Below are 12,003 nucleotides of genomic sequence, written 5' to 3'. Positions count from 1 at the left end.
ACCTCTGAAGGGGTAGGCTTGCCGCCGCGGCGATTGTGCACAGCATGGGTACGCAATTGGCCGCGCGCCATCTCGCACGCCTTGGAACCTTGCGCTATGCTGGCAGTTCCACTCTCAAACAGTTTGATGTCTCAAATTGAGGGAGCCGCCCATGACAGGTCCCACCGAGCAGGAAATTCGGACCCGCGCCTATGAGCTGTGGAAGGACGCCGGCGAGCCGCCAGGCCAGATGGATCAGCTCTGGTACAAGGCCGAACGGGAACTGCTGGCGCGCAAGGCCGCCAACGGCAACGGTGAAGCGCACGGCGAATTGAACGGCCATCAGCCGACGAGATATCAATAGGCATTGGCACGAGACACACCAGGCGAGTCCCGGATGATGCCGGGGTTCGCGATTTTCGGTTGATGCGCCGTCAACCGAATCTTCCGGTGATGAAGCGCTCGGTCTGCTTGTATTTGGGGCTGACGAAGATGTCGCCCACGGTGCCGAACTCGACGAGTTCCCCGAGATACATGAAGCCGGCGAAGTCGGACACCCGAGCCGCCTGCTGCAAATTGTGCGTCACGATGATGATGGCGTGATCCCGCTTCAGTTCGTCGATCGTCTGCTCGATCTTGGCCGAGGAGATCGGATCGATCGCCGAGCAGGGCTCGTCGAGCAGGAGCACGTCCGGGCCGGTTGCGATGACGCGCGCAATGCTCAGCCGCTGCTGCTGGCCACCCGACAAGTCGAACCCGTAACGCGTCAGATTGTCCTTCACCTCGTCCCACAGCGCGGCGCGGCGCAACGCCTGTTCGACGAGAACGTCCATCTCGGCGTCGCTGACCTTGCGCTGCAGTCTGATGCCGAACGCGATGTTGTCGTAGATGGTGGTCGGAAACGGCGTCGGCTTCTGGAACACCATGCCGATCCGCGCGCGCAACTGATACACATCGATCTTGCTGAGGATGTCCTCGCCGTCGAACAGGATTTCGCCTTCGGCACGCTGACCGGGGTAGAGGTCGTGCATCCGGTTCAGCACGCGCAGCAGCGTCGACTTTCCGCAGCCGGACGGACCCATGAAGGCTGTCACGCGCTTGTCATAGATCGGTGCCGAGACATTGCGGAGCGCCTGGCTGCCGTCCTCGTAGAAGAAATTCAGGTTCTTGATCCTGATCTTCTCGGTGGTCGCGGTCACGGTGGGCTTGCTGTTGACGATCGCGGCCATCGCCTGCCGCGCGGCTGCTTCGCGGTCGGACTCGGAGCCGATCGGTACAAAGTTCGTCGTGTACAGCATCAGCCGTCCCCCTCAGCATTGACATCGGCTATATCGATAGCCGGGGCGGTCCAGCGCGCGTTGATGCTGATCAAGGCGCGGCGCCGGCCTCGATCCACTCCCGCCATTGTCATTCCGAGCCTGGAGGCACCAGTGCACGACCCGATCGATCTCGCCGAAAAGCTGTCCACGTTCTCCGATCACTGGTCGCCGCGCACCGTGGCGCAGTTCAACGCCTGCGACGTCATGGTGGTGAAGGTGCAGGGCGCGTTCGTCTGGCACAAGCACGACGATACCGACGACTTCTTTCTTGTCTTGAAGGGCGTGCTCGACATCGAACTGCGCGACCGCACCGTGACGCTGAAGCCAGGCCAGATGTACATCGTGCCGAAAGGCGTCGAGCACCGCCCCGTCGCGCGGGAGGAGGCGCATCTGTTGCTGATCGAGCCGACCGGGACGGCGAACACGGGTGATGCGGCGACGGCGGCGGCGAGGAAGGTGGTGTGAAGCCTGCAACGCCCACAGGAGCCGAATACTGGAAGGCCGAGAAAGCGGACAAGAATGAGCCCAGCTGCGATTGCTTCCTAATCAGGCAAGAACTCGGAGGCAATTTTCGAGAGCAGCAGAGATAATTTTGCCGCGTCATTGCGTACTGAAACGAGGTCAGAAACCGGTCGCTTCTTTCTGATGTCTCGGGTGCGCACCGCGATGGCTTCGTTTTCCTTCGATCGCCGATGCTTCGCGCCGTTCGGAGCAACGTCAAGCATCCACATATTTCCGATCGGTGTGGCAAAAATCGCGTGAACGAAGTCGTTTCTTCCCTTAGTCGTGCTCTCAACTAAACTGAAAGCTTCTTCGGCGGTTTCTAAAATCGACCGATCGCGGCATTTCGCGCGAAGCACTTCGATCCATACCCTTGCGTTCGTATGGATGCTACTTGACGCTAACATTGTACGCGCTGTTTCTATTGGCAAATCCAAAACATAGTGCAGCGTATGGACGAGCAGATGTTCGCATTGTCCTTGAATCGCGCACAATTCTCCAAGCGCCTGCAGTTCCGAGCCAGCAAGCGGAATGCGAAATGCAGGTGCAAGGCGTTCCCGGCGCGCTATTTTGGCAGATCGCTGCGTTGACCGCATCGAAGGTATTGTCTCCCAATTACCAAATAAGCGGCGTTGCTATTGGCTTACGGACAAACGTCGAGCAGCACATTAGTGCGCCTTAACGAGCGGTATCGGATAGAAGGGGATGATAGCTGCGATAGGGATATCTCGAGCAACATATTTCGCGGCGGGATTTTTCCTCAGGAACTCCGCACGCTCCTCTTCATACCCTTGCTTGTCTCGTTGGCAATCTCCGTCACCACAATTCCAGTGATGGCAGGGACCGCGATTTTGAAGCGTCAAACCGGTTTGGCCCTTATATGGACGCACCACAAAACAGAACTTGGTTAGACGTTCGGCGGTCTCCGCGAATTGATCATTGTACCTCGCAATTCCATACACGAAGAAGTCAGCACGCTGGTCAGCCATATCTTCAAGAGTCTTGTTAATCAGCGAAATCGCGTCAACGGCCACTTTGCCGTGTGGGCCGATGAAGTAATCGGTCACGGTTGGATAGGCTTCCCTCGATTGCTTTCTTAGTTCTCCAGGATCATCGGGGCTGTCGGGCAATACAGGCACTGAGAATGATACTGCAGATGTCACGGTCATATTTTTGGTGGGCGTACTACCTGTGTTCTCCAAAATCGTCTGAAAGGTCCAGTAGCCCGGAAGGTCTTGGGATGCTGCTAGGCCTGTCGCGATGATGAAAGGCCGTTGGACCGCCGTGAACGCTTCGCGGGTCGTGCTGTCAGTTTTAAGCAATGCCCTCCACTGTATGTACCCAACGACGGTTGTGATGATGGCGACGATTGCGAGCACGGCGGTCCATATTACCAACCATCGAGTTAGCCGTAGGTTGGCCTCCGCAATTGCATCAACGGTAGCAACGCTATCCGAGGAGGCACTAGACTGCGAAGACAAGACTTGATTGGAAACCGGAAGAATTCTGCTCTCGTCCGCGGTGTGGGGGCTTGTGTTCTTCGGTTGCGTCGTCGGCCTCAGTTTGCCGCGCCTCTTTCCCATTTCCTTCGCGTCCTCCGCCCCATGCCCCGTGATCATACTCGAAATTTTGCAGACAACCTTCAGCAGTACAGCCGTTCTTCCACATGCGTGGAAATCAGGACGACGCCAGTTCGACAAAATAGAATTGTGCAGATTCTGAAGTGCGACTTATCATCTTTTTGCACCAAAGCACCAAATTCCCTAACCCAAACAAAGCGATCACCCCTGTCCAGTCCGGACGCGGAAAATATTCCGCTTGGCGTTTGACCCAACTCAGATGTTCAATGTGCGCGTCTCACCCGATCGAGGGGCGCTGCGCATCGTCAGGAGTGTTGCGGTGGGATGCGGTGGACGCCGAGGTCACGAGAGACGACGCGTGACGGAAGCGGACGGTGAAGTCGTGTGGTCCTGACGCCCAAGTGGCAGGTGTCTCGTCGCATTGCGCGGTGCGCGTTGCGAAGGCGGTGACAAACAAGCCAAGTCTCGCCGGGGAGAGCACGAAGTAAGCCGTAACCCATCGCGCAGGGAAAGCCGGGTTGTTCCCGGTTACACCTGTGGTCCTACCTCCCGCGTTTTTCACTACGCGGGACCCATGGGTGCGATCGGCACCCGGCTTTCCCTGCGCCCTCTGATTCAGAGCGGCGGAACGAAGAGCAAGGCTCGGGCAAAGATGTCGCGAGAACGCGGATGCGTGGCTCACCAATCGCGCCACATACCGACTGTCGTCCCGGCGCAGGCCGGGACCCACAACCACGAATGGCTGTTGTCACACGATGTCGGAACGACGAGTCCCTTCAACAATGTCTGCTGCGGCGTATGGGTCCCGGCCTGCGCCGGGACGACAATTGCGGGCGTACTCAAATCGATCACATCGCTGGAACGACAGCGGAGCGTGTGGCGCTTACCCCTCCGCCTCGAGCCACTCCGCGGCGCCGCGCCACAGCGCGTCGCGGTGTTCGCTGCGGAAGAAGCCGAAATGACCGATCTTCGGCACGCCGGCGTCCGCGGGGCTGATCGCGATGATCTCGGGCGTGATCGACGTGAAGGCGGAGCACAGCAGTTCGACCGCGGGACGCGTCGCCCAGGTGTCGTCGGTGATGGTGAGGGCGCGGAGCTTGCCCTTGAACTTCGGAAAATTTTCGCGCGCGGCAAGCGCAGGGTCGTCGAGCAGATAGCGCTCGCGCATCACCCAGCTGCGCCATTGCTCGAACACGCCGCGCGGCAGGTCCATGCCGAGGCCGGCCCAGGCGGGCACATAGCCGAGTGTGCGCGCCAATGGCAGGCCGATGCCGTTCATGAAGGCGACGACGCGGTAGCGCTCGGGCGAGGCCACCAGCTTCCAATGCGCGGCCTGCGAAGCGATCAGCAGCGCGCGCGGGATCTCGGCGTTGTTGGGCAACAGCCCGAGTGCCTGGCCGCCGAAGGAGTGGCCGACATAGGCAAACGGCAGGTCGCGGTAGCGCTCGCGCATCCAGCGCACGGCGGCGGTTGCGTCGAGCGCGGCCCAGTCCGCCATCGTGGCCTTGAAGCCGGCCAGCGACTTCGGCTTGTTCAGGCCGGTCGCGGCCATCGGCCTGCTATCGCCGGTGCCGCGGTAGTCGTAGGTGAGGACCGCCGCGCCGCGGCGGGCCAGGTAGCCGGCAAAACCGCGATAGACCTTGCGCGGCACCGCGGTCGCCGAGTTGATCAGGACGGCGTGGCGCTTCTTGGCCCGGGGCAGGAACAGCGTCGCGGCGAGCGGATAGCCGTCCGCCGCCGGCACGACGATGTCGTCGCTAAAAACGTCGTCCAGCGCGGCGGCGGCCACGGCGATTTCCCCGGCATTCATGCTATGCTCTACCAAATGCGAATTCGGATTTTCTTGCAAGGGCTTGACGGAATTGCAGGAATCCTTCTAGCGGGAGACCGGCGCCCTGTGTATAAGCCGGGCTTTCGTATGCCCGCGATTAAGTCGCGGTTTTTGCTCAGGAGTTGACCTCATGTCCGAGCGGTGGACACCCGATAGCTGGCGCGCCAAGAAGGTGCTGCAGGTGCCCGATTATCCCGATGCCAAGGCATTGGCCGATGTCGAGGCCCAGCTGGCGACCTTTCCGCCGCTGGTGTTCGCGGGCGAGGCGCGCAGCCTGAAGAAGGCGCTGGGCCGGGTCGCGGGCGGCGAGGCCTTCCTGCTGCAGGGCGGCGACTGCGCCGAGAGCTTTGCCGAGCACGGCGCCAACAACATCCGCGACTTCTTCCGTGTGCTGCTGCAGATGGCCGTGGTCATGACCTATGCCGGCGCGCTGCCGGTGGTGAAGGTCGGCCGCATCGCCGGGCAGTTCGCCAAACCGCGTTCGTCGCCGACCGAGAAGCAGGGCGACGTCGAGCTGCCGAGCTATCGCGGCGACATCGTCAACGACATCGCCTTCACGCCGGAAGCGCGTGTTCCCGATCCGCAGCGCCAGCTGATGGCCTATCGGCAATCGGCGGCGACGCTGAACCTGCTGCGCGCGTTTGCGACCGGTGGCTTCGCCAATCTCGGCAGCGTTCATCAATGGATGCTCGGCTTCCTGAAGGACTCGCCGCAGTCCCGCCGCTACAAGGAGCTCGCCGACCGCATCTCGGACGCGCTGAACTTCATGCGCGCCTGCGGCCTCGACCTCGAGAGCCATCCGGAGCTCCGCGCCACCGATTTCTACACCAGCCACGAGGCGTTGCTGCTCGGCTACGAGCAGGCGATGACGCGGATCGATTCCACCACCGGCGACTGGTACGCGACATCAGGCCACATGATCTGGATCGGCGACCGCACCCGGCAGCTCGACCACGGCCATGTCGAATATTTCCGCGGCATCAAGAACCCGATCGGCCTGAAATGCGGCCCGTCGCTGAAGCCGGACGAGCTCTTGAAGCTGATCGACGTGCTCAATCCCGACAACGAGCCGGGACGCCTGACGCTGATCAACCGGTTCGGCGCCGACAAGGTCGGCGATCATCTGCCCGGCCTGATCCGCGCCGTGCAGCGCGAGGGCCGCGTCGTGGTCTGGTCGTGCGATCCGATGCACGGCAACACCATCACCTCGACCTCGGGCTACAAGACGCGGCCGTTCGACCGCGTGCTGTCGGAGGTGAAATCGTTCTTCCAGATCCATGCGGCCGAGGGCACCCATGCCGGCGGCGTGCATCTGGAGATGACCGGGCAGGATGTCACCGAATGCATCGGCGGCGCGCGCGCCATCACTGATGAGGATCTCAACGACCGCTATCACACGGTCTGCGATCCCCGTCTCAACGCCGAACAGTCGATCGACATGGCCTTCCTGATCGCCGAGCTCCTGAAGCAGGAGCGCGCCGGCAAGGTCAAGCCGATGCCGGCCGCCGCGGGGTTGTGACTTGGGGCAGGTGACTTGGGTAGCTGACTTGAGGGCAGTGACTTGCTGAGGTTCTGGCGAGCCACCATCAACTCGCGCAACGGGCTGGCATTCGCCATCCGCTCGGAGCAGGCGATCCGCGAGGAGGTCGTGGCGCTGGCGCTGTCGGTGCCGCTGGCCTGGCTGGTCGGCGCCACCGTGATGCGTCGGGTCGAACTGGTCGCGACCGTGGTGCTGGTGCTGGTCATCGAGCTGCTCAACACCGCGATCGAGAAGCTCGCCGACCGCCTGACCATGGATCACGATCCGCAGATCGGGCGGGTCAAGGATATGGGCTCCGCCGCCGTCGGCGTCGCGCTCGCCATGGCCGGCCTGTTCTGGCTGTTCGCCCTCGCCGAGCGCATGGGTGCGTTTTAACCGTGACCGTGAATAAGCCGATCAAGCTTGCGGTGATCGGACGAGGTCTGATCGGGTCGGCGGCTGCGCGACATCTGAGCAAGATGGGCCACGAGGTTGCGCTGATCGGGCCCGGTGAGCCGGCCGATTTTCCGCGCCATGACGGCGTGTTCGGCAGTCACTATGATGAAGGCCGCATCACGCGGACCTACGATCCGCAAGCCTTCTGGCGGCAGATGAACCGCGCGGCGATTGCGCGCTACGGCGAGATTGCTGCGGAAAGCGGTGTCGATTTCTACCGGGAAGCCGGCGCGCTTCACGTCGGCAACAGCGAAACCACCGATGTCGCGTCGGTTGGCCAGGTCTGCGCCGACGAGGCGATCGGGTGTGAGGCCTATCGGGATGCGGCGCTCGCCGAGCGGTTTCCGTTTCTGCAATCAACCTCCGGCATGCTGGGCTATTTCGAGCCGCGCAATGCCGGATATATCAGCCCGCGGCGCCTGGTGCGGGCGCAGGCGATCGCGGCGGAGCACGCGGGCGCGCGGATCATCGACGAAGCTGCGCTCGGGATTTCGGAAACCGCTTCCGGTGTGACGATCCGGACGCGATCGGGCAACCTCGAGGCCGAGCGTGTGCTGGTTGCCGCCGGCGGGCATACCCAATCGCTGCTGGGCCGATCGTTGGGTGTTACGGTCTATGCGCGTACCGCGGCGCTGTTCCGGCTCGATCGGGCGGAAGTCGAACGCCTGGCCGGCATGCCGTCGATGCGCTGTCTCGGGCCGAAGGGCGATAACCCCTATATCCTGCCGCCGATCCCGTATCCGGACGGCCAGACCTGGTTGAAGCTCGGCGGCGATCCGGTCGATCGTCCGCTCGGCAGCGAGGCCGACATCAAGGACTGGTTCCGGTCGGGCGGTTCGGTCGACGTCGCGGATCACCTGCAAGCACAGATCCTCGATCGCATTCGCGACCTCGAGTTCGAGGAGCGCCGCGTCGTGCCCTGCATGACCAGCTTCGGCGACACCGGCTTGCCGCTGATCGGACCGCTGTCGGAGCGGGTCACCGTCGCATTCTGCTGCTACGGCAAGAGCGCGAAATGTTCGGATGAACTGGGCCGGTTGGGTGCTCTGGCGCTGCTCGGCGAGGTGAGGGCGGAGCTTGCACCCTGACGAGGGATGCCAGTGCGATTTCTGCAATCGCACCATGACCGGACGACCATTGAAGTTTGCCCTTGTGCGGGACAACATAAAGCTATGAGCGAACAACAGATCAAGATCACCCTGGCGCAACTCAATCCGACGGTCGGTGACGTCACCGGCAACGCCGCGAAAGCGCGTGCCGCGCGCGAGAAAGCCAAGGCCGACGGCGCCGACCTCGTGGTGTTGTCGGAGCTGTTCCTCGCCGGCTATCCGCCGGAGGACCTGGTGCTCAAGCCGGCGTTCCAGTCGGCCTGCCGCGCGGCGGTCGAGGAGTTGGCGCGCGAGACCAAAGACGGCGGCCCGGCCATGCTGATCGGCACGCCGTGGGTCGAGGACGGCAAGCTCTACAATGCCTGCGCGCTGCTCGACGGCGGACGCATCGCCGCGCTGCGCTTCAAGGCCAATCTGCCGAATTACGGCGTGTTCGACGAGAAGCGGCTGTTCGCGCGCGGCCCCGCGCCGGGCCCGGTGACGGTGCGCGGCGTGCGCATCGGCGTGCCGATCTGCGAGGATATCTGGCTCGAGGAGTCCGAGGACTACGAGAACGTCGTCGAATGTCTGGCCGAGACCGGCGCCGAGATTCTCGTGGTGCCGAACGGCTCGCCCTATGCCCGTGACAAGGCCGATCTCCGTCTGTCGATCGTCGTGGCGCGGGTCACCGAGAGCGGGCTGCCGCTGATCTATTTGAACGAAGTCGGCGGCCAGGACGAGTTGATCTTCGATGGCGCCTCGTTCGCGCTGAATGCCGATCTGTCGGTGGCGGCGCAGCTGCCGGCGTTCGAGGAGAACATCACGACGCTGACCTGGCGTAAGACCGCGGACGGCTGGCGCTGCTCCGGGCCGAGCACGGCGCAACTCGAGGGCGACAAGGCCGATTACGCTGCCTGCGTGCTCGGCCTGCGCGATTATGTCCGCAAGAACGGATTTCCCGGCGTGCTGCTCGGCGTTTCTGGCGGCATCGATTCGGCGCTGTGCGCGGCGATCGCGGTCGATGCTCTCGGCGCCGACAAGGTGCGCGGCGTGATGCTGCCGTTCCGCTACACCGCGCAGGTCTCGCTCGACGATGCCGCCAAGCTCGCCGCCGCGCTCGGCATCCGCTACGAGATCCTGCCGATCGCCGACGCCGTGAACGGCTTCGAGAAGATCCTGGCGCCGGTGTTTGCCGGCATGGAGCGCGACATCACCGAGGAGAATCTGCAGGCGCGCGCCCGCGGCACGCTGTTGATGGCGATCTCCAACAAGACCGGCGCCATGGTGGTGACCACCGGCAACAAGTCGGAGATGTCGGTCGGCTACGCCACGCTGTACGGCGACATGAATGGCGGCTTCAACCCGATCAAGGACATCTACAAGACCGAGGTGTTCCGCCTGTCCAGCCTGCGTAATGGCTGGAAGCCGGATGGTGCGCTCGGCCCGTCGGGTGAGGTGATCCCGGTCAACATCATCATCCGGCCGCCGACCGCGGAGTTGCGCGAGAACCAGACCGATCAGGATTCGCTGCCGCCCTACGACGTGCTGGATGCGATCCTCGAACGTCTCGTGGAGCGCGAGGAGCCGCTTGCGACCATCATCGCAGCCGGCTTCGACCGCGATGTGGTGACCCGCGTCGATCGCCTGCTCAACATCGCCGAATACAAGAGGCGGCAGGCCGCGCCCGGGGTGAAGGTGACGCGGAAGAACTTCGGCCGCGACCGCCGCTATCCGATCACCAACCGCTTCCGCGATTTCGGCAAGGCCTTGCCGGAGCCCGACGAGAAGCTGGTGACGCGCACCTCGCGTGCGTCGGCGGAGGCGTTCGAGGGGTAAATCCTACTGCTTCTTCTGCTGGATGAAGGTCGGGCCGACCGTGCGGATCTGGCCGTCGCTCGCGGGCGCGGCCGGCGCCGTGGTGGCGTCAGCGGCGGCAGGCTGCTGTTGAGCTGTCGCTGCCGGCACGCCCTTCTTGCCGGCGGCAGCCTTGGTCTGGGCGCGCTGCTGCATCTTCCGCGCGCTCTCCTCGGTGACGATGATGTCGCCCTGCTGCGCAGCCGCCGACTGGTCGTCGACCGCCTTCAACGCCTCGGCCCAGCTCTGGCCGGCCGCCCTGCACGAGCAGGACGGATTGAACTCGGTGCGGTACTTGAAGGCGTTCGGCAGCGACGAGTAGGACTGGCCGCTGATCGAGACCGCCTGGTTGATGTCTTCGCCGGGATTACGGTAGGCGAACAGGCTGGCCTCCGCGGCCGGGCACTGCGCCTTGCAGACCTGCTCGTCGGCGGCAAAGCGCGCCTGCGTGGTTGCGAACGAGATCGGGAAATAGGCGCCGTCGCAGGTGCGGACGCAGACGGTGCGGAAGGTGCCGGACTGTCCGGCATATTGCGCGTCGGGCGGGGGCAGCGGATTGCCGGGATTGCCGCCACCGCCGCCGCCGAACAGGTTCTCGATGAAATTGCCGGGGCCGCGCGCAGCCGCCGCGGCGTATTGCGGGCCGCAATTGTTCTGCGCCAGCGCGGTCAAGACCGAGCGGCGCTGGTTCTCGCGGTCGGCGCCGCCGAGGCCGCCGGTGCGCAGCCGCTCGAGATTGGCGGTCATCTGGTCGAGATTGGCGCGCATCTGCTGGATCTGGTTGTTGACCGGACCGCACTGCGCCGAATTGTTGTTGAACAGAGACAAGAACCCGGAGCTGTCGCAGCCCATGCGCCGCGCCTGCGCCGTCACCCGATCGAGCTCGCCCTGCTGCCGGGTTGCCGCATCCTGGTAGCGGCGGATCTGCTCGTCCCGTGCCGGATCGCCGCTGCCGCCGCCGCGATCGATCGCCGCCAGCTGGCCCTCGAGCCGCGCGCACATCGGGTTGGCCTGCGGCGCGCCTTGCGGAGCCGGGCCGGGCGGACCCGGGGGGACCTGCGCCAAGGCATGCGTCGCGGGCAGGGCGATGCCGGCCAGCAGGGCGCAAGTCAAAAACCAGCGGAAGAAGCGAGAACGGGAGCTATTGGGCATATCCGGCCATTAGAACGACGCCGCGCGGCGAGCAACGCCAAGCGCAGGCAAGGCCGTGCAATAGCCTTTTCTCGGGGCAGCGTCACGTCGTTTCCGGGGCGCCGGTGTGGCAATAACCCCGTTTATCCAGCGGCTTGGCTCAGCGCTGGCAGGTGATGGCGACGTATTCGCCGCAGCTATTGCCGGTGCATTTGGCGTTCGCGGCATGCGGAACCGCGCCGGTGATCTCGTCGGGATCGACGCGGCGGTAATTGCTCGCCTGCGCAAAATCGCGTGAGCGGCAGTAGGCGCGGGCGGCGGAGGCGCCGCAACGGTCGCCGCGGGCGATGCACTGGTCGATGCCGTAGCCGTCGGCCTCGTTAGCGATGATGAAAACCCGGCTGTCGGCCAGCGCGGCCGAGGCGACAAGGACAAACGTGCAGGCAATCAATGCTGAAATGGGCCGCATGGTGCACCGATGATATGGCGGGGAATCCGCTGGCCCTCCCGTACGCTCAATTCCTTAATAATGATTAACCATGAAGGCGTTGGCGTGATTTCGGTAGAGGGCGGGCCGCAAATCACCCGAAAACAGCCCCTTGACGCGATAAGGGGGCCGTGAGAGATGGTGGAACCATGAACGGCCACCTCGCCATCTGCAGCATTTGCCGCGAGATTATGAGCTAGCGATTCGCTGGCTGAGGCCGTCTTTTCTCAATCGCCTGAGAATCACCGGACGCCTCGC

Annotated in this window: 12 protein-coding genes; 6 read left to right on the top strand and 6 right to left on the bottom strand. The window is 63.6% G+C overall.

The annotated features are described in order from the left end of the window. Positions 1 to 151: 151 nt before the first annotated feature. A complete protein-coding gene (locus ACTUWL_RS02225) occupies positions 152 to 343 on the top strand; it encodes a DUF2934 domain-containing protein (RefSeq protein ID WP_021082279.1) in 192 nt (63 codons plus the stop codon). Between the two features lie 70 nt (positions 344 to 413). Here the strand turns inward: ACTUWL_RS02225 and pstB are convergent, their stop codons facing one another. Further along, positions 414 to 1,208 (bottom strand): phosphate ABC transporter ATP-binding protein PstB, encoded by a 795-nt coding sequence (pstB, locus tag ACTUWL_RS02220; protein WP_106940261.1) that lies wholly within the window; start codon positions 1,206 to 1,208, stop codon positions 414 to 416. Between the two features lie 201 nt (positions 1,209 to 1,409). On the opposite strand from pstB, the gene ACTUWL_RS02215 reads away from it, so the two are divergent. Further along, positions 1,410 to 1,763: a cupin domain-containing protein gene (locus tag ACTUWL_RS02215; protein WP_021082277.1), complete on the top strand. Its 354-nt coding sequence runs from the start codon at positions 1,410 to 1,412 to the stop codon at positions 1,761 to 1,763. A 77-nt stretch (positions 1,764 to 1,840) separates the two neighbouring features. Here the strand turns inward: ACTUWL_RS02215 and ACTUWL_RS02210 are convergent, their stop codons facing one another. The 3 genes from ACTUWL_RS02210 to ACTUWL_RS02200 form a co-directional block, all read right to left on the bottom strand. Beyond that, entirely contained in the window at positions 1,841 to 2,395 is a 555-nt protein-coding gene (locus ACTUWL_RS02210; protein ID WP_146160370.1) for a hypothetical protein, read from the bottom strand. 72 nt (positions 2,396 to 2,467) lie between these two features. Continuing rightward, positions 2,468 to 3,178, bottom strand: a complete 711-nt coding sequence (locus tag ACTUWL_RS02205; protein ID WP_146160371.1) for a hypothetical protein — start codon at positions 3,176 to 3,178, stop codon at positions 2,468 to 2,470. Positions 3,179 to 4,262: 1,084 nt separating this feature from the next. Next, positions 4,263 to 5,189 carry an alpha/beta hydrolase family protein gene (locus ACTUWL_RS02200; RefSeq protein ID WP_021081977.1) on the bottom strand — a complete coding sequence of 309 codons (927 nt, stop codon included), beginning with the start codon at positions 5,187 to 5,189 and terminating at the stop codon, positions 4,263 to 4,265. Positions 5,190 to 5,340: 151 nt separating this feature from the next. Between ACTUWL_RS02200 and ACTUWL_RS02195 the strand changes: the two genes are divergently transcribed. The 4 genes from ACTUWL_RS02195 (at position 5,341) to ACTUWL_RS02180 (ending at position 10,109) form a co-directional block, all read left to right on the top strand. After that, positions 5,341 to 6,729: a class II 3-deoxy-7-phosphoheptulonate synthase gene (locus ACTUWL_RS02195; RefSeq protein WP_021081978.1), complete on the top strand. Its 1,389-nt coding sequence runs from the start codon at positions 5,341 to 5,343 to the stop codon at positions 6,727 to 6,729. A gap of 42 nt (positions 6,730 to 6,771) precedes the next feature. Beyond that, entirely contained in the window at positions 6,772 to 7,125 is a 354-nt protein-coding gene (locus tag ACTUWL_RS02190; RefSeq protein ID WP_021081979.1) for a diacylglycerol kinase, read from the top strand. Between the two features lie 2 nt (positions 7,126 to 7,127). After that, complete coding sequence (locus ACTUWL_RS02185; protein ID WP_021081980.1) at positions 7,128 to 8,273, top strand: NAD(P)/FAD-dependent oxidoreductase; 1,146 nt, start codon at positions 7,128 to 7,130, stop codon at positions 8,271 to 8,273. 84 nt (positions 8,274 to 8,357) lie between these two features. After that, positions 8,358 to 10,109: an NAD+ synthase gene (locus ACTUWL_RS02180; protein WP_021081981.1), complete on the top strand. Its 1,752-nt coding sequence runs from the start codon at positions 8,358 to 8,360 to the stop codon at positions 10,107 to 10,109. Between the two features lie 3 nt (positions 10,110 to 10,112). On the opposite strand, the gene ACTUWL_RS02175 is transcribed toward ACTUWL_RS02180, so the two are convergent. Together ACTUWL_RS02175 and ACTUWL_RS02170 are read right to left on the bottom strand one after the other, a co-directional pair. Beyond that, positions 10,113 to 11,279, bottom strand: a complete 1,167-nt coding sequence (locus tag ACTUWL_RS02175; protein ID WP_021081982.1) for a DUF2865 domain-containing protein — start codon at positions 11,277 to 11,279, stop codon at positions 10,113 to 10,115. 139 nt (positions 11,280 to 11,418) lie between these two features. Next, entirely contained in the window at positions 11,419 to 11,727 is a 309-nt protein-coding gene (locus ACTUWL_RS02170) for a hypothetical protein (protein ID WP_021081983.1), read from the bottom strand. Positions 11,728 to 12,003: the final 276 nt, after the last annotated feature.

This window comes from Bradyrhizobium sp. WCU1, from assembly GCF_053474805.1.
The sequence above is the reverse complement of the archived record's forward strand: the minus strand, read 5'-3'. Positions and strand labels throughout refer to the sequence as shown.

Coding starts and splice junctions, on each gene's coding strand:
- ACTUWL_RS02210 (WP_146160370.1), bottom strand. CDS start 2,395: ATGCGGTCAACGCAGCGATCTGCCAAAATAGCGCGCCGGGAACGCCTT.
- ACTUWL_RS02175 (WP_021081982.1), bottom strand. CDS start 11,279: ATGCCCAATAGCTCCCGTTCTCGCTTCTTCCGCTGGTTTTTGACTTGC.
- ACTUWL_RS02225 (WP_021082279.1), top strand. CDS start 152: ATGACAGGTCCCACCGAGCAGGAAATTCGGACCCGCGCCTATGAGCTG.
- pstB (WP_106940261.1), bottom strand. CDS start 1,208: ATGGCCGCGATCGTCAACAGCAAGCCCACCGTGACCGCGACCACCGAG.
- ACTUWL_RS02195 (WP_021081978.1), top strand. CDS start 5,341: ATGTCCGAGCGGTGGACACCCGATAGCTGGCGCGCCAAGAAGGTGCTG.
- ACTUWL_RS02180 (WP_021081981.1), top strand. CDS start 8,358: ATGAGCGAACAACAGATCAAGATCACCCTGGCGCAACTCAATCCGACG.
- ACTUWL_RS02170 (WP_021081983.1), bottom strand. CDS start 11,727: ATGCGGCCCATTTCAGCATTGATTGCCTGCACGTTTGTCCTTGTCGCC.
- ACTUWL_RS02200 (WP_021081977.1), bottom strand. CDS start 5,189: ATGAATGCCGGGGAAATCGCCGTGGCCGCCGCCGCGCTGGACGACGTT.